Source organism: Lysinibacillus sp. YS11 (assembly GCF_002896375.1).
In the GTDB taxonomy this organism is placed as follows: domain Bacteria; phylum Bacillota; class Bacilli; order Bacillales_A; family Planococcaceae; genus Lysinibacillus; species Lysinibacillus capsici.
The window spans coordinates 1,544,228-1,561,182 of sequence record NZ_CP026007.1; the positions used below are offsets into that span (position 1 = coordinate 1,544,228).

The window sequence follows — 16,955 nt, forward strand, 5'->3', positions numbered from 1 at the left end:
AAGTAGGAGGAGCTTTCTATGGAACACGCAAAAATTGAACAGTCCAATCAAGATTATAGAGCACTTGGCTATTCGGAAGAACTTTTACCAAAAGGTCCTCAGGAAAGAGACTGGGGAATCTTTAACTACATTACCGTGTGGATGGGCGCAGTTCACAATATTATGTCTTATATGACGGTTGCAGGGTTTTTTGTCTTAGGATTATCAGTTAATCAAGTTTTCTTAGCCATTATGCTTTCAGCAGTAATCGTCTCAGCAGGCTATTGCTTAAATGGATATTCCGCCTCTAAATATGGCATTCCGTTTGCCATATTACTAAGAGATTCATTTGGAGTAAAAGGCTCTATTATTCCGGCGTTATGTCGAGGGTTGATTGCTGGGGTTGTATTCTTTGGTACGACGACCGTTGTGGGCGCTCAATCCCTTAATGTATTATTTGCAAGATTCATTCCGAACTATATGTCTATTGGTGGAGACTTCACTATTTTTGGCTTAGATGTTCCGACTATGATTTCTTATATTATTTTATGGGTAATTACAGTTTTACTTTTTTTAGGTGGCATGGATATGCTAACAGTCTTCGGTAAATACTCATCACCGATTGTTTATATTTTCATTATTGGCGCAGCGATTTGGGCAATTAATATTGCTGGAGGAATTGGACCAATTTTAGAATATAAGCCTTCTACAACGATGGAAAGTCCATTGGTTTTTATTGCATGTGTTAGCGCATTGGTGTCTAACTGGGCTGGTCCAATTGTAAATATTGCAGATTTTACGCATAGAGCTAAATCGCCAAAAGCAATGATCTATGGCTTATCCATCGGTATGATCGGCTCGTATCTATTATTTGCGATTACTTGTATTAGTTTAATAGCAGGGACAGAAATTGCTTTTGGGCAACCAATTTTTAATATTGTAGATGCTATTGATAAAATTCAAAATCCCTTTTCAGTGATTGTATTAATTTTAGCGTTAAATGTAGGCGCAACAGCTTTTGTAGTTTTTGGTAATTTATTACCATCTGGATTACAAATGACAACTTTATTCCCTAAAGTATTTACGGTCAAAACAGCAGGTATTTTAACAGCGATTATTGGCACAGTCATTTTGCCTTGGAAACTAGTATCGAGTACAGAAACGTTATTTTTCTTTTATAGTTTTATAGGCTCTATGTTTGGACCGATTGCAGGTATTATGTTGTCTAGCTTCTTTATCGAGCGTAAAAGACGTTTAGATTTATCTATGATTTATGTGGAAGAAGGTCATAATGGAGCTTATAAATCTGGCTATAACATCGTAGCATGTATCGTTCTATTAATAAGCTTCCTCTTACCAATGTCAGGTGCTTTCCTGAAAAGTGTGCCGTTTTTAGTACAGCTAAATAACTTTGCTTTCTTTAGCGGACTGATCGTGTCATTCATTTTATATAAGCTGTTATATAAATTTAATCAGCAAAATGTTCAAAATAGTGTAGAAAAAGAAGTAGGGGTGTAGTTGTGAATAAATTAGTAATTGTAGCAATCGGCGGTAACTCGTTGGTAAAGGATAGTGGAAGTGAATCTATTCAAAGTCAGCAAGAGGCAGTTGCTCAAACTGTCGAGCATATCGCGGATATGATTCAGGAAGGTTATAAAGTGGTTGTCACACACGGCAATGGTCCACAAGTTGGTTTCACTTTACAACGAAGTGAAATTGCTAATGAAGTATCAGGCATGCCAGCAATTCCGTTAGTAAACTGTGTGGCTGACACACAAGGTGGAATTGGCTATTTAATTCAACAAGCATTAATTAACGAACTGACTAAACGTCAAATTAATAAAAAGGTAGTCAGTGTGATTACACAAGTTGAAATCAATGAACATGATCCCAACTTTATTAACCCTACAAAGCCAGTTGGTTCATTCTTTACAAAGGAGCAAGCGGAGGCGATGCTAGTAGAGCATCCAGATTGGAAAATGGTAGAGGATTCTGGCCGTGGCTACCGTCGCGTTGTGCCTTCACCAAAACCAATCGATATCGTGGAAAAAGAGGCGATTAAATCATTAATTGATAATGATTATGTCGTGATCGCTGTAGGCGGTGGTGGAATTCCAGTTGTGAAAAAAGAAAACAATGTCTATGAGGGTGTAGATGCAGTCATTGACAAAGACTTTGCAACAAGTCTATTAGCGGCACAAGTAAATGCGGATTCATTAATTATTACAACGGGTGTTCCGCGTGTGTTTATTAACTTTGGAAAACCTGAACAACAAGCACTTGAAGAAATTACTGTTGAGGAAACAAAGCAGCATGTTCAAGATAATCAGTTCCCGCCAGGAAGTATGCTACCAAAAATCGAAGCAAGCTTAAGCTTCTTAGAAAATGGTGGTCATCGAGTAATTATTACAAACCCTGAAAGTCTGAAAGAAGCGATCAATAATCAGGCTGGTACTCATATTATTAACTAGGAGGAATCACGGTATGGATTATATTCAACTAGCTGTTGACAAAACAAAAGAAGGCATCGATCAAAATATTGGTGGACCATTTGGTGCAACCATTGTAAGAGGTGATGAAATCATCGCTGTTGTTGGCAATACAATGATGCGTGATACAGACATCACTGCACATGCAGAAATAGTAGCCATTCGTGAAGCCTCTAAAAAGCTTGGCACAATGGATTTATCCGATTGTGTCATCTACGCTACTTGCGAACCATGTCCAATGTGTGTGGGCGCTATTATTTGGTCGGGTATTAAAGAAGTTCATTATTGTAATACAGCAGAAGATGCTCATGTACATGGCTTCTCTGATATGCATCTACGTGATTACTTAACGGGTAAAGATAAAAGTGTCCTGAGCATGCAAAAAATTGAAACGACTGAAGAATGTGATGCTTTGTTCCATCATTTCAATGACAAAATGGCTAATAGTAAATAGATTAGAGCAGTCATATACTGCTTAAGTCTTTCCAGTGAATTAGAGTAGGGATCTCGTTATGGAGAATCCCTTTTCTAATTTTCAACCAAAAAGGTGTAAAATAGATACTATACAAGCGTACATTTGGTCTGATTTTCATCTTCGTAATTCTTCAAAAGGAGCTGTTTACATGATCTATAAAGAACGTTATCAACAATTACTAGATAAAATGAATCAATATAATTCAGGCGAAAAAGGGATTACGAGAGTTGCCTATACGAATGAAGAACAGGCTTGTTTACATGCCTTTATTCGTTTATGTAAAGATGAAAATCTTCAAATTCATATTGACCATTGTGGAAATCTTATTGCTCGAAGAGAAGGCAGTGTGCCAGGATTGCAGCCTGTTGTCATGGGATCTCATTTAGATACTGTCTATCAAGGCGGTAAATATGATGGCGTTGTAGGGGTAACCGCTGCCCTAGAGGTCATCAAGCGATTAAACGAGCGATCTATTGTGACAGAGCATCCAATTGAAATTATCGCCTTTGCCTGTGAGGAGTCTTCAAGATTTGGTGTGTCAACAGTAGGCAGTAAAGCAATGGCAGGATTAATTGATAAAGAAAAATATCGCCATTTAGTCGATCGAGATGGTATTACGATGGAGCAGGCTTTTGCTCATTGTGGACTTGATTTTAGTAGTGTTGATCAAGCGACAAGAGTAGAGGAAGGATTCCATGCCTTTTTCGAATTGCATATTGAACAGGGACCACTGCTAATTAACTATGAAAAGAAAATTGGTATTGTCACAGGGGTAGCAGCACCAGTTCGCTTATTAATGAAGTTAAATGGAAAAGCGTCCCATTCAGGCACGACTCCAATGAATATGAGAAAGGACGCTCTTTTAGGAGCATCCGAATTGGCATTAGAATTAGAAAAAGCGGCGATAGCAGAGCAGGAGTTTGGCACTGTGGCAACTGTTGGAATACTAGAGGTTGTGGCAGGCTCGATGAATGTAGTTCCAGGTGAAGTGGAGTTAACTGTAGATATCCGATCATCCTCTGTGGAATCGAGAGAACGTGTGCTTCAGCATTTTTATACGGTTATTGCAAACGTTCAACAAAAGAGGCAGCTTGCGATTGAATACAATGTCATTAGCTCAGAGGATCCTGTCCAGCTTTCTCCAAAGCTAATGCAAGATTTAGAAACAATTTGTGTAGAGAAGAAACTATCCTATCAATATATGCAAAGTGGAGCAGGTCACGATTCTATGAATATGACAAGGCTCGGACCAGTTGGCCTTATTTTTATTCCTTCAGTGGATGGTTTAAGTCACCATCCAGATGAACATACGGAGCTTGAAGATATATTAATAGGAATCGATGTTTTAGAGGCAGTTGTGCTAAGATATGCTTCAGTCAGCTAATTAGCAAGCATCAGTTGAAGACGCTACATGTATGGCCAGTGTCATCCCGTGAAGGCAATACAACAAAGGCACAAAATCGATTCCATCATTAAAAGACGACCTTCCTTGTTAGAAAGTCGTCTTTTTCATGTGAATATGATGCATTTGTGGTTGCTTTTGGTTTCCAATTTTTAGTTGAATCAGAATCATCACAAGGACGATGATGATCATGCCAATAATAGCAGTTGTAAAATTGCCTGTGAAATCTCGAACAAGACCGACAAAGAAGGGGCCCAATGCAGCAAATACAAAGCCAACTGATTGTGTCATAGCAGCTAAGAAGCTAGCCTCGTGAATATCTTTGGCCTCATCAATTGGTAATGTTAGCCCTAATGAGAAAAGCCCACCTGCACCAAGGCCAATCAGAATACTGCTCAGCCAAGGATTATAAGAAAACAGTAGCATCAATAAACCAATTAATTCTAATGATGAACTACCTACTAGCCATACGGCTCGATGCTGAAAACGGTTATTTAATATAGGCACTAAAAATGTAGCTGGCATTTGGGCAATTGTTAATAGTGTCAGCATCATTCCAGCGTCGTGTTTGCTATAGCCTAAATTTTCTGCGATGGGAGGTAACCAAGCCATGATGGTATAAAACATAAAGGCCATTAACCCAAAAAAGCCTGTTAAAAGCCAAGCCTTTTGATTCATTAACATTTGCTTCACACTGTTGCTCTTACTAGGTGAATTTGTGACTGATGCAGTAACTGCTTTTTGTTCAATTGGCTTCCACCAAAAGAATAAAGCGATTAAAGCAAGAATAGCCCAGGAGGCAGAAGAAGCTTGCCATGAATGAAAAAAATTGCTTAGTGGAATAGAAAGCCCAGAGCCAAGTGCAGCTCCTACTACAAGTGCTAGCGAGTAAATCCCCACTACACGGGAAGGGTTCGCAAATTTCTCCTTAATATAGCCCGATAACAGTGGTCCTACGATGGCAATGCCAATGCCTGATAACAAGGCTGTTACTAGCATGACCCAAGCAGTATTAGCAAAATATCTGGTAGCTGTTGCTAGTCCAATAAGAATAAGAGCGTAAGCGATAGTTCGCTCGATGCTCCAACGATTAGCTAGTTTGATTGCGAAAGGTGCAAATAAGCCCATACATAGCACAGCTAAAGAAGTTAGCAAACTAGCAGTAGCTGCGCTCATATGTAAAGTCTGGCGAATAGTTCCTAACAAGGGGGACACCGAAGTAATGACAGGCCGTAAATTAAAAGAAGCTAAAATAATGGAAATAATTGGTACAATTTTGTGATTTATATTCATTGTCTTTCCTCTCCGTCCTATCAAATAAATAGTAAGCCTAAATTGAAGTCTATCTGAATTAGAATGATTGAACAATACTATTATTACTATTACAATGATAGTTAGAAACTATGATAGGGCGTGGTCTATGTGGAAATACGGCATCTGCATTATTTTATGGCAGTCTATGAGGAGCTACATTTTACAAAAGCTGCTGAGAAACTTGGCATCTCTCAGCCAACGTTAAGCCAGCAAATACGTGTGCTGGAGGATGAGCTAGGAATGCCATTGTTCGATCGTATTGGCAAAAAAATTGTTGTGACTGAGGCAGGCTCTCTTTTGTTTAGCTATACAACAGAGGTATTTAATACATTACAAAATGTCAAAGATTCGATTAAAGATTTACAGGGGCTACAAGGGGGACAAATAAGTATTGGCATCATGCCATCTGATCTTGATTATCGGATTACACAGCTTGTTATTGATTTCCATCAAAAATTTCCAAAGGTAAAATTAAAGATACTTGCTTCCATCGATATTATGCGGCAGGTTCTCGAAAATGAAGTGGATATCGGTATTGGGACGAATGTAGAATCAGATGATCGATTGGTCATTATTCCTTTATGTAGAGAGGAATATGTACTGACCGTTTCAAAGGAGCATCCATTGGCACAGCAAACAGTGATCCCAATTGCTGAATTAGAAGGACTTCCTATGGTGATGTATCCAGAAGGTTTTCTTGGTAGAGAGATAGTAGAAGAGGCTGTAAAAAAGCATGGTTTTCACATTCATTCTATTCTTGAAACAAGCTCTGTCACGTCCATTATGAATCTCGTTCGAGCCAATATTGGTGTAACGGTGCAACCCTATCCTTTGCTCCAACAAATGAATGATCCTAGTTTGTGTAGTATACGAATTTCAAATGGTGCTCCAAGCCGAAGCCTATCCATTATTTTCCGCGTAGATCGCTATGTTAGTCAGGCAACTACTGCTATGATTGAGCAAATTAAACATTACTTTAAAAGTAAATAGGGTTAACAAAAAGGAAGATATAAAAATATGTTCCTTTTTTTAGGGAGTTCACATATACTATTTATAAACCGACAGTCAGTCTAATTTGTAGGGCAAGTCCTAGAAGCTTGTGCCTACAATTTTTTAACATATTAAATGACCGACTGTCGGTCTAAAAATAATAAGGGGTGTTTTTTATATGGAAATGCTAGTCAAAGAAAAAGGCTTTTCGAAAGATTTTATCATTATGGTAGCTGGGCAGATTATTTCTATTTTAGGCTCTGCGCTTTTAAGATTTGCTCTTTCACTTTTTGTTTTAGATATAACAGGACGGGCAGATCTTTTTGCTGTGCTTTTCGCTATTTCAAGCCTTCCTGTTTTACTTACACCATTTGGTGGCGCTATAGCAGATCGTTTTAATCGGCGAAATTTAATGGTCCTATTTGATTTTATCAGTAGTGGCATTGTATTGATTTTTTTTATTGTATTACTAACAAACAATCATTCTGTGCTATGGATTGGGTTGGTTATGGTGCTTCTTTCATTCATTAGTGCAATGTACACGCCAGCTGTAATGGCTAGTATTCCGCTATTAGTTAGCGGACAAAAGCTTGAGCAGGCTAATGGGATCGTCAATGGGGTCCAGGCATTAGCAGGAGTGACAGCACCTGTGCTAGGGGGGATACTATATGGAATGCTTGGCCTCAAACTTCTCGTCATAGTAAGTGGTTTATTATTTTTCTTTACGGCTATTGTAGAAATGTTTATGACAATCCCATTTGTGAAACGTAGCTATGATGGTCATTTGATGCCGACCTTAATCAAAGACATGAAAGAAGGTTTTACTTATGTGGTGAAGCAAACTTTTATTTTAAAATGTACGCTACTTGCTGCTTTATTGAATTTACTATTGACTCCACTTTTTATCGTTGGTGTGCCTATTATTCTTCGTGTCACGATGAAAAGTAGTGATACATTGTATGGAATAGGAATGGGGATTATTGATTTTGCGACGATTTTAGGCGCGTTAACGATGGGGTACTTTGCAAAAAAGCTGCGTATTCACACCCTCTATATTTGGGTATTGATGTCAGCCTTTTTGGTAATTCCCATGGCTATGTCTGTGCTACCTCGCGCCCTTCAAATTGGCTATTATCCATCGTATAGCTTATTTATTGGTTGTGCTCTTATCATTGCGATGATGATGACGATTATCTCCATTTACGTAATGACCCTTGTCCAAAAAGAAACACCAAATGAACAATTAGGGAAAGTCATGGCAATTATGATGGCAGTATCACAGTGTATGGCACCACTTGGGCAGATGGGGTATGGGTTGCTATTTGAGTTCTTTCAAGCCAACATCTATATACCAGTGTTTATAATCTCTGTGTGTGTATTATTATTAGCTTTCGTAACGAGAAGAATATGGCGATTGGAGGTCAAATAAATTGCTGGAACAAAGAAAACCACCTTTTCATTGGTAGTTTTCTTTGTAAAGCGTACTTAGCTAAAATCTTCGGGTTCTTTGACGAGGCCTATGCCTGCTCGTAGGAGTATTGGAAGGAAGGGTTGGAAACAGTAGCGTTGGCATATGTTGTGTATTATCTCCTATATGAATAGTAATGGATTCTTCTTCTTGAGGTGAGACTACCTTTTCTTCCTCAAGTTGTGAGTGTTCTACCTCATTTAATAGTGGTGCTGAAGATTCACTATGATGGGTAGTATTTGTAGGATTTGTAGGATTTGTAGGATTTGTGGGAGCTGTTGATTCTTGATGTGTTACAGGATGTTCTACTGCTGCATGAGGCTGCTGAACAGCATGGACGTCTTTCATAACGAGAATGGGTCGCATCATATCATGATCCTCATGCTCAAGGAAATGACAATGCCACATATAATTCCCGACATGATCTTTCCAATGCATAATAATTTTTGTCACCTTTCCAGCGTCAGCCTTCACAGTGTCTTTCCAACCTCGCTCATAGTCTCTTGGTTCTTCAGGCGGCCCTGTAAATTGTACGATGCCTTCATTTTGATAGATTTCTAAATCAAACGGCCTTCGTTCCAGAATTTTAAATTGAATGAGGTGCAGGTGAATAGGATGGATAAAGGGTGTAGCATTAATAAAGCTCCAGATTTCCACACTATCTAAAGAAGGTTTTTCCGTTGCTGGATCATGGTACATTCGATCATTTAACAGCAACATAGGTCGACCAAACTCATCGGTAGTCGCCGTCAATGGTAGTTGTCTTTCAATATGGGCATGGTGTGGATGTAGATCCATAGAAACGGCAAGTCTTTCTGGAATCTCACTTGTATCTTCACATTTCAAAGGTAAAGTTACTCGAAACTGCATAATCACGTTTGTGTGTTCATCACTGAAATCGGTATCAGTATTAAGTAAGGTAATCTCCTGTCCAGCACAGCTTGAAAAATCGATAATGACATCCGTGCGTTCAGCTGGCAGCAACTCGACAGATTGGATAAGTTGTGGTGCTGATAAGAAACCGCCATCTGTACCAATTTGAAACATTGGTTGATCATTGGAAAGACTGATGACATAGCCTCGTCGATTAGAGCCATTTAGTAAACGAAATCTATATTTACGTGGCTCAACATCTAAAAAAGGCCATAGTTTTCCGTTAACCACTATCGTATTGCCAACAAAGCCTGGTGTGATAGAGGGATGAACAGGCACGGGAAAGGGTGGTTCGTCAGGATAAAACAATGAGCCATCCTCATTAAACGTTTTATCTTGAATTAAAATCGGATATTCATAGTCTCCACATGGTAAATTAGAGCGTTCCTCAAGGGCATCCCTCAGTAAATAAAAGCCTGCTAATCCTGCATATACATTTAAACGCGTTAAAGCCATGGCATGGTCATGATACCACATGGTAGTGCCAGGTTGATGATTCGTATATTCATGTATTTCCTTATTAAATTTTGGACCAGTATGCCGATAGTCTCTTGTGTACCATGCTTCAGGATGGCCATCACTCTGCCAATCCACATTGGCACCATGTAAGTGAGTAACTGTTCTTACTTCTTGTGAATCGTTTGCAGCATGAAGCGTAAAATCTACTGGTAAAAAGTGCTGTAAGGGCAGCTGGTTTTTGTATTTCACATAGATAGTTTTATCTTTAGAAGCTTCTATGGTTGGCCCTGGGTAAAGCCCATTGTAGCCCCAAATTAATGAGTTTGGAAAATGCTTATGAAAACGATGCTGGCCCTCCATCATGACCAATTCGTAATAATCATTCTTCTGTTGCCCTCTGCTGTATTTTGGTTTAGCAATCATTGGTTTTGGAAGTTCATCTACAAATTTTGGAATCGTTGCTGGATCAGAAGGGTTAATTTGCATACTCACAACATCACGTCCCTTTTCGATACTAAAAAAGCTAATTAACTCATCATATGGGTAAAAACAACAGGTAACGAGGACAAAAATGGAGAAAAATGTGTAAAGACATAAAAAAATTACCTACATATTATGATGAGATAAGATGATTCACTTTCAAGCAAACAGATGTAAGATTTTAAAACAATCATCAAAAAAGATTTTTGCGTTGTAGGTAATAGTTGGTATCATACGAAAAATGCGGACTAAGTGAATACATATGTCTTATAATTGAGAAAGCACAAAGTAAACTGGATGATATGGGGTATGGAGAAGTGGTGAAACGGTGGAATTAACATTAGAAGAATTAAATAAAACGATAATGGAGATGCGCACAAAGGGGTATTTAACGAAAGCACTAAAGCTTGCTGATCAAGGTCTTTTGGTCGCATTAGAGAGCAATAACTATCCATATGTCATGGATTTGTACTATCAAAAAATATTAGTTCATCATTCTTTAGGTGACACATTAAGCATGGTTAATCTTATTCATGATTATGAGGCTATTTGTCAAAATTATGGTACGACAAAAGATTTAATGCATTATCATTTAGTAATGTCATTAATCTATGATTTAGTTGGCATCCGTGAAAAAACGGTGGAGATGACGAAAAAATCTATCGCCTATGCACAGGAGCTACAAGATCCTGTCATGCTTGTTCGCTGTCATAATAATCTGTGCTATTTAGAGGTAGAGAAGGGCTGTACAAAGGAAGCACTTCAAGCAGGGCTATTAGCTAGAGAATATAATAAATCTCTTGCTAGAACAATGCCTGATCTAGCAAAATTACATGATATTCGTATTAATAATAATTTAGCAGATGTGTATATTTTAGAAGGGGATTTTAAAAAGGGGAAGGCATTGCTGGACAGTACGTTATCCTCTACTATTATTCATCATCATAAACGAGAAAAAGTAGCGGCATTGTTTGGCTACGGTTTTTTATTTGAAAAACAGCAAAAGCTTGAAGAAGCTGTATTTTATTATAAACAAGCCATAGATCTTGCCCGATCTTATGGAGATAAGCCAATTACAAAAAAAGTGATGCGCTTACTGTTAAATGTATTGTATCAATTGGATTGGCGAGATGAAATTTTTGATGTACAGCGTGAATATATTGATCTCTCGGAAAAAATGAGTGTTGCAAATTTATTACAACAAGTAATGAACTTAGAATTTAAGCGTCAAAAGGAAAAGCTTGAGAAAAAAGCACATTATGATCCATTAACAGGCGTTTTAAATCGACATTTTTTAGACTATGAGCTACAGGAATGGCTCAATGCAGCCGAAATAACGCAATCCTATGTATGTATTACGGTTTTGGATGTCGATTATTTTAAACTATTTAACGACACGCATGGTCATTTATTTGGAGATATGATTTTACAGCTTTTAGCTAACAGCTTGAAGGATTTTTTACAGGATGAAGATGTGGAAATTATTCGTTATGGCGGAGATGAATTCATCCTTTGTTTGAGGCATTCTCAGAAGGACTATATCAAAACATTGGTCCATAACACACATGCCTATTTGCTCTCACTAAAGCTCGAACAGGAACAGCAAAGTTATCCCTTAAGGGTCAGTATGGGTGCTTGTGTGAATAATCAGAAAAACTATCAATACAAGGAGCTATTTGAGCAAGCGGATAGCTGTTTATACCAAGCAAAGGCGAATGGCCGTGCTAGCTGTGTGCTATACGAATTATCATAATGACAGGTTCCTATTTACATAGTTAAATAGGAATTTTTCTTGTGATAGGACCATGTTTTTTATGCCCAAAACGAGGCTTCTATGAGGTGAAATGAAATTTACTGTAGTCATCATTTGAAAACGTTGTTCTAGCAACGTACAATATATGAAATTAAGAAACACGACAGCACAAAATTGTTGTATAATGTTGTGGTATGAGGAAAGAAAGCAGGTTGACAAAATGGAAAGCAAAATGAATGGTTACACAGTTATAGACACACACATGCATCAGCTATGTGTTATGCCAAAACAGCTCGATGTGAAACATAAGGTGAATAGATGAAAAACTGGTTAATTTTCATTTCTGTCTTTATTGTTTCGTTGTCACTTGTCATTAGTATTTTAGTACTCTGGAAAGCCGAGGCTCCGTTCCGTTCAATTGAAGAGCAGGCTGAACAGTTGGCACTCGATGCCAAAGCCCTCGCAATTGTATCGGAGTCCTACACATATAATGGCAAACATTCGTATGTTACTGTGTTCGGGGTAGACGAATACGGTGATAAAAAAGCTGTCTTTGTTCCGACGAATCTAGACGAGGATTCCATTCAGGAAGTGATATTAGAAGATGGTATTACGGAAAAGCAAGCATTATCGGTTTTTAAAAATGAAGGAAATGTACAAAAAGTCCTCCACATGAAATTAGGCTATGAGGAGCCTGGCGCAGTTTGGGAAATTACATATCTGAACGACCACGACCAGCTCAACTATGTCTATATTCTGTTTAAGGATGGCGACTGGTGGAAGCGCATTACGAATTTATAAGAGGAGTAGATCCCGAATGAAAAATTTATTAGCAACACGTGTAAAAACTTTAACACCATCTTCAACATTAGCGATTACTGCAAAAGCAAAAGCATTGAAAGAGCAAGGTATTGATGTGATTGGTCTTGGAGCTGGTGAACCAGACTTTAATACACCTCAAAATATTTTAAATGCTGCCATTGATTCAATGGAGAAAGGGTATACAAAATATACACCTGCTGGCGGACTTCCAGTTCTGAAAAAAGCCATTATTGATAAGCTTCAACGCGACAATAACCTTACCTATCAGCCAAATGAAATCATTGTTGGTGTAGGGGCAAAGCATATTTTATACACGCTATTCCAAGTGATTTTAAATGAAGGTGACGAGGTTATTATTCCAATTCCTTATTGGGTGTCTTATCCAGAACAAGTGAAATTAGCTGGCGGCGTACCAGTTTATGTTGAAGGTACACGTGAACAAAGCTATAAAATTACAGCGGATCAACTGAGAGCAGCTGTGACAGACAAGACAAAAGCAGTGATTATTAATTCTCCTAGCAACCCATCAGGCATGATTTATTCTCGTGAAGAGCTTGCAGAACTTGCTGCTGTTGCAGAAGAAAAAGATATTTTAATCGTGTCAGATGAAATTTATGAGAAGCTTGTATACAATGGTATTGAGCATTTTTCAATTGCACAACTTTCTGATGCAGTGAAAGCACGTACAATCGTTGTTAATGGTGTGGCAAAATCTCACTCTATGACAGGCTGGCGTATTGGATATGCTGCAGGTGACACAGACATTATTAAAGCAATGACTGACCTTGCATCACACTCAACATCTAATGCGACAACAACAGCACAATATGCAACTGTGGAGGCGTATAATGGCTCTCAGGATGCGGTAGAGGAAATGCGTCAGGCATTTGAATCTCGTCTTGAAAAAATTTACCCACAGTTAAGTGCTATTCCTGGCTTCCATGTATTAAAGCCACAGGGTGCATTCTACCTATTACCGGACGTAGCAGAAGCTATGGCTCACACTGGCTATGATTCAGTAGATGCATTTGCTGCGGATATTTTAACAGAAGCAAACGTAGCAGTGATTCCAGGCTCTGGCTTCGGTACACCAACTACTATGCGATTATCTTATGCTACATCTTTAGACTTATTAGAAGAGGCAGTCCGTCGTATTGATACATTCGTAAAATCAAAATGGCAAGACTAATCCTTCTAGTCAACTTTGGAGGATTTCTATGAAAAAAATTATGATTAAAGATATGCCACAGCATATCGGTGAAACAGTCAAAATTGGCGCTTGGTTAGCCAATAAACGTTCAAGTGGAAAAATCGCGTTCCTACAGCTACGTGATGGCTCTGGCTTTGTACAGGGCGTTGTAGTGAAAGAAGAAGTAGGCGAAGAAATTTTTGCTACGGCAAAAGGGATGACGCAAGAAACTTCTATGTATGTGATTGGTGAGGTGAAAGCTGACGAACGTTCAAGCTTTGGCTGTGAGCTTGCTATAACTGGTATCGAGGTACTACATGCAGCAACAGATTTCCCAATCACACCAAAAGAACATGGTCCAGAATTCTTAATGGATAACCGTCATTTATGGCTGCGCTCTCGTAAACAACATGCCATTATGAAAATTCGTAATGAAATTATTCGCGCTACATACGAATTTTTCAATAACAACGGTTTTACAAAAATGGACCCACCAATTTTAACAGGTTCTGCGCCTGAAGGTACTTCAGAGCTGTTCCATACAAAATATTTTGATGAAGATGCTTATCTATCTCAATCTGGTCAGCTTTACATGGAAGCTGCTGCGATGGCTTTAGGAAAAGTCTTCTCATTTGGTCCAACTTTCCGTGCTGAAAAATCTAAGACTCGTCGTCATTTAATCGAGTTTTGGATGATTGAGCCTGAAATGGCATTCGTAGAATTTGAAGAAAATTTAGAAGTACAAGAGCAATATGTAGCGCACATCGTACAATCTGTACTTGCAAACTGCAAATTAGATCTTGAGCGACTTGGCCGTGATACATCAACACTTGAAAACATTAAAGCGCCATTCCCTCGAATTTCTTATGATGATGCGATTAAGCTTTTACACGAACAAGGCTTTGACGATATTGAGTGGGGCGATGATTTTGGTGCGCCACATGAAACAGCGATTGCGAATTCATTTGACAAACCAGTATTTATTACTTGTTACCCAGTAGGCATTAAACCGTTCTATATGCAACCACACCCAGATCGTGATGATGTTGTATTATGTGCAGATTTAATTGCACCAGAGGGTTACGGAGAAATTATTGGTGGTTCAGAGCGAATCCATGACTACGATTTATTAAAATCACGTCTGGAAGAGCATAACCTATCATTAGATGCCTATGCTTGGTATTTAGAGCTTCGCAAACATGGCTCTGTCCCACATTCAGGTTTTGGTCTAGGGTTAGAGCGAACTGTAGCATGGATTTCAGGCACAGAGCATATCCGTGAAACAATTCCATTCCCACGTTTACTAAACCGCTTATATCCATAAGCTAATCAATTTAAAAGTCGCGTAGTGAACTATCTACGCGGCTTTTCTACTTACTTAAAGAAGGAGTCTGGAGAATAATGAACGTAAATAATCATCGACTCCGTACATGGACTGAGCAGAGAATGATTCCCATTCCACAGCTTTTTTTTCAGTTTTATAAGGAGTTAAACATGGAGGATGAAGAGGCACTGATTGTCATGCACTTATTGGCCTTTCATATGGAGGAGAATGACTTCCCAACACCTAATGATCTAAAAAATCGTCTCACAATGTCTGATAATGACATCACATCCCGTTTACAGCGATTAATGCAGAAGGGTTTTCTTGAAATTACACGAGATGTCGACGCGGGTGGCAAGCTATATGAAAAGTATTCCGTATACCCGCTATGGGAGCGCATTTTACAGATGATTGATATGAAAGAGCAGCAACAAACGGCAGTGACACTTCAGCAAGAAGAAGGGGAGATATTCCGTCTTTTTGAAGAGGAAATGGGGCGTCTTTTATCTCCTTTAGAACTTGAAAAAATTGGATGCTGGCTTGATGAGGACAAACATAGTCCCGCACTCATCAAAGAGGCGCTAAAGGAGGCTGTCTTTGCTGGGAAATTGAGTATTCGCTATATTGATCGCATTTTATTAGAATGGAAAAAGAAAAATATTACGACACCTCAAGCCGCACAAAAGCAAAGTGAACAGTTCCGTGAGAAACAGACATTTAACAGAGCACCAGCTCGAACAGTTCAACAAGAAACGCAATCAACGGGTAGAGTTCCTTTTTATAATTGGTTGGAAGAAAGAGAATAGGGGGCATCCAGTTTGTTAACGAAAAAACAGTGGGAGCATTGTCTAGAAGAAATGGATCGAATGTTTCCCGACGCACATTGTGAGCTCGTCCATGATAATGCTTTTGAGCTAACGATTGCCACATTATTATCTGCACAATGTACAGATGTACTAGTCAATAAAGTAACGAAAACCTTATTTCAAAAATATAAAACACCAGAAGATTATTTAGCTGTTTCTATAGAGGAATTGCAACAGGATATTCGCTCTATTGGCCTTTATCGCAATAAGGCGAAGAACATTCAGGCTCTATGTCAACGTTTACTAGATGAGTACGGTGGCGAAATCCCTGCAACACGTGAAGCATTGGTGACATTACCAGGTGTAGGACGAAAAACGGCCAATGTTGTGCTTTCAGTAGCCTTTGATATTCCAGCACTTGCAGTGGATACCCATGTGGAGCGAGTATCCAAACGCCTAGGGCTCTGTCGATGGAAAGATTCGGTGCTTGAAGTGGAAGAGACGATTATGAAGAAAACGCCAATGGACAAATGGTCAAAAACGCATCACCAATTAATTTTCTTTGGGCGTTATCATTGTAAGGCCCAAAATCCTGGATGTGGTACTTGCCCTTTACTCGACGATTGTCGTGAAGGGCAAAAGCGTTTAAAGAAAGGCATGGTGAAGGAAGCATGAATAGCGAAGCCATTGCAAAAGAAAAAGTAGATGCATGGTTTGCCCAATGGACTTCACTACAAGCCGCTATCCATACAGCACATGATGCAAGAAATGGACTGGCAAAAGGGCTAATGGAAGATGCCATCGAGCTATTTGAACAACTTGTGCAAGCTGCAGGAGATGAAGTGCTACCGATTAATGGGGTTGAGCGATTAGCCTTTATTAAAGCTAAGCCAGGTCAATATGCATGCTATCGTCAACTAGATGAGCTATTTAAAGAAACGAAAAAGCGCACAGCACGACTGCGGATTCAAGCTAGTAAAAGTTAGAGTTGATGGATAGAGTATAAAAAGTGGATAGGACATGTAAAGGGAAGGATAGAACGCGAAAAGTGGCGAATAGACCTTGTAGAGTG

General features: G+C 38.9%; 15 protein-coding genes. 13 read left to right on the forward strand and 2 right to left on the reverse strand.

Features of this window, described 5'->3' with window-relative positions; genetic code table 11:
* Window positions 1-18: 18 nt before the first annotated feature.
* The 4 genes from LBYS11_RS07325 to LBYS11_RS07340 all read left to right on the forward strand — a co-directional run bounded on the left by LBYS11_RS07325 (window position 19) and on the right by LBYS11_RS07340 (window position 4,327).
* The gene (locus LBYS11_RS07325; protein ID WP_103117754.1) at window positions 19-1,497 is read left to right on the forward strand and encodes a cytosine permease; all 1,479 of its coding nucleotides are present in this window, start codon (window positions 19-21) and stop codon (window positions 1,495-1,497) included.
* 2 nt (window positions 1,498-1,499) lie between these two features.
* Complete coding sequence (gene arcC, locus LBYS11_RS07330) at window positions 1,500-2,450, forward strand: carbamate kinase (protein ID WP_048389956.1); 951 nt, start codon at window positions 1,500-1,502, stop codon at window positions 2,448-2,450.
* 13 nt (window positions 2,451-2,463) lie between these two features.
* Complete coding sequence (locus LBYS11_RS07335; protein ID WP_048389958.1) at window positions 2,464-2,922, forward strand: nucleoside deaminase; 459 nt, start codon at window positions 2,464-2,466, stop codon at window positions 2,920-2,922.
* Window positions 2,923-3,091: 169 nt separating this feature from the next.
* Window positions 3,092-4,327: a Zn-dependent hydrolase gene (locus tag LBYS11_RS07340; RefSeq protein WP_048389960.1), complete on the forward strand. Its 1,236-nt coding sequence runs from the start codon at window positions 3,092-3,094 to the stop codon at window positions 4,325-4,327.
* A gap of 108 nt (window positions 4,328-4,435) precedes the next feature.
* Here LBYS11_RS07340 and LBYS11_RS07345 read toward each other — a convergent pair whose 3' ends face one another.
* Window positions 4,436-5,638 carry an MFS transporter gene (locus LBYS11_RS07345; protein WP_103117755.1) on the reverse strand — a complete coding sequence of 401 codons (1,203 nt, stop codon included), beginning with the start codon at window positions 5,636-5,638 and terminating at the stop codon, window positions 4,436-4,438.
* A 129-nt stretch (window positions 5,639-5,767) separates the two neighbouring features.
* Here LBYS11_RS07345 and LBYS11_RS07350 point away from each other — a divergent pair, with 129 nt between their 5' ends.
* Both LBYS11_RS07350 and LBYS11_RS07355 read left to right on the forward strand, forming a co-directional pair.
* Entirely contained in the window at window positions 5,768-6,649 is an 882-nt protein-coding gene (locus tag LBYS11_RS07350) for a LysR family transcriptional regulator (RefSeq protein ID WP_048389964.1), read from the forward strand.
* 178 nt (window positions 6,650-6,827) lie between these two features.
* Window positions 6,828-8,078, forward strand: a complete 1,251-nt coding sequence (locus LBYS11_RS07355) for an MFS transporter (protein ID WP_103117756.1) — start codon at window positions 6,828-6,830, stop codon at window positions 8,076-8,078.
* Window positions 8,079-8,138: 60 nt separating this feature from the next.
* Here LBYS11_RS07355 and LBYS11_RS07360 read toward each other — a convergent pair whose 3' ends face one another.
* Window positions 8,139-9,995 (reverse strand): multicopper oxidase family protein, encoded by a 1,857-nt coding sequence (locus LBYS11_RS07360; protein ID WP_103119061.1) that lies wholly within the window; start codon window positions 9,993-9,995, stop codon window positions 8,139-8,141.
* Window positions 9,996-10,317: 322 nt separating this feature from the next.
* Between LBYS11_RS07360 and LBYS11_RS07365 the strand changes: the two genes are divergently transcribed.
* The 7 genes from LBYS11_RS07365 (at window position 10,318) to LBYS11_RS07395 (ending at window position 16,869) form a co-directional block, all read left to right on the forward strand.
* Complete coding sequence (locus tag LBYS11_RS07365; protein ID WP_066037664.1) at window positions 10,318-11,742, forward strand: tetratricopeptide repeat-containing diguanylate cyclase; 1,425 nt, start codon at window positions 10,318-10,320, stop codon at window positions 11,740-11,742.
* Window positions 11,743-12,060: 318 nt separating this feature from the next.
* Entirely contained in the window at window positions 12,061-12,543 is a 483-nt protein-coding gene (locus tag LBYS11_RS07370; RefSeq protein ID WP_048389969.1) for a cell wall elongation regulator TseB-like domain-containing protein, read from the forward strand.
* A gap of 16 nt (window positions 12,544-12,559) precedes the next feature.
* Window positions 12,560-13,753, forward strand: coding sequence for a pyridoxal phosphate-dependent aminotransferase (locus LBYS11_RS07375; RefSeq protein ID WP_048389971.1), 1,194 nt, complete (start codon window positions 12,560-12,562; stop codon window positions 13,751-13,753).
* 28 nt (window positions 13,754-13,781) lie between these two features.
* Window positions 13,782-15,077 (forward strand): asparagine--tRNA ligase, encoded by a 1,296-nt coding sequence (gene asnS, locus LBYS11_RS07380; protein ID WP_004232833.1) that lies wholly within the window; start codon window positions 13,782-13,784, stop codon window positions 15,075-15,077.
* Window positions 15,078-15,154: 77 nt separating this feature from the next.
* Complete coding sequence (locus tag LBYS11_RS07385; RefSeq protein WP_016994290.1) at window positions 15,155-15,883, forward strand: DnaD domain-containing protein; 729 nt, start codon at window positions 15,155-15,157, stop codon at window positions 15,881-15,883.
* A 12-nt stretch (window positions 15,884-15,895) separates the two neighbouring features.
* The gene (gene nth, locus LBYS11_RS07390; protein WP_048389975.1) at window positions 15,896-16,558 is read left to right on the forward strand and encodes an endonuclease III; all 663 of its coding nucleotides are present in this window, start codon (window positions 15,896-15,898) and stop codon (window positions 16,556-16,558) included.
* The gene (locus LBYS11_RS07395; protein WP_066037666.1) at window positions 16,555-16,869 is read left to right on the forward strand and encodes a YpoC family protein; all 315 of its coding nucleotides are present in this window, start codon (window positions 16,555-16,557) and stop codon (window positions 16,867-16,869) included. Before nth ends, LBYS11_RS07395 begins: the two co-directional genes overlap by 4 nt.
* The last annotated feature ends 86 nt before the right edge of the window (window positions 16,870-16,955 follow it).

Coding starts and splice junctions, on each gene's coding strand:
- LBYS11_RS07385 (WP_016994290.1), top strand. CDS start 15,155: ATGAACGTAAATAATCATCGACTCCGTACATGGACTGAGCAGAGAATG.
- asnS (WP_004232833.1), top strand. CDS start 13,782: ATGAAAAAAATTATGATTAAAGATATGCCACAGCATATCGGTGAAACA.
- LBYS11_RS07395 (WP_066037666.1), top strand. CDS start 16,555: ATGAATAGCGAAGCCATTGCAAAAGAAAAAGTAGATGCATGGTTTGCC.
- LBYS11_RS07345 (WP_103117755.1), bottom strand. CDS start 5,638: ATGAATATAAATCACAAAATTGTACCAATTATTTCCATTATTTTAGCT.
- LBYS11_RS07360 (WP_103119061.1), bottom strand. CDS start 9,995: ATGCAAATTAACCCTTCTGATCCAGCAACGATTCCAAAATTTGTAGAT.
- LBYS11_RS07340 (WP_048389960.1), top strand. CDS start 3,092: ATGATCTATAAAGAACGTTATCAACAATTACTAGATAAAATGAATCAA.
- LBYS11_RS07325 (WP_103117754.1), top strand. CDS start 19: ATGGAACACGCAAAAATTGAACAGTCCAATCAAGATTATAGAGCACTT.
- LBYS11_RS07375 (WP_048389971.1), top strand. CDS start 12,560: ATGAAAAATTTATTAGCAACACGTGTAAAAACTTTAACACCATCTTCA.
- LBYS11_RS07335 (WP_048389958.1), top strand. CDS start 2,464: ATGGATTATATTCAACTAGCTGTTGACAAAACAAAAGAAGGCATCGAT.
- LBYS11_RS07370 (WP_048389969.1), top strand. CDS start 12,061: ATGAAAAACTGGTTAATTTTCATTTCTGTCTTTATTGTTTCGTTGTCA.
- LBYS11_RS07355 (WP_103117756.1), top strand. CDS start 6,828: ATGGAAATGCTAGTCAAAGAAAAAGGCTTTTCGAAAGATTTTATCATT.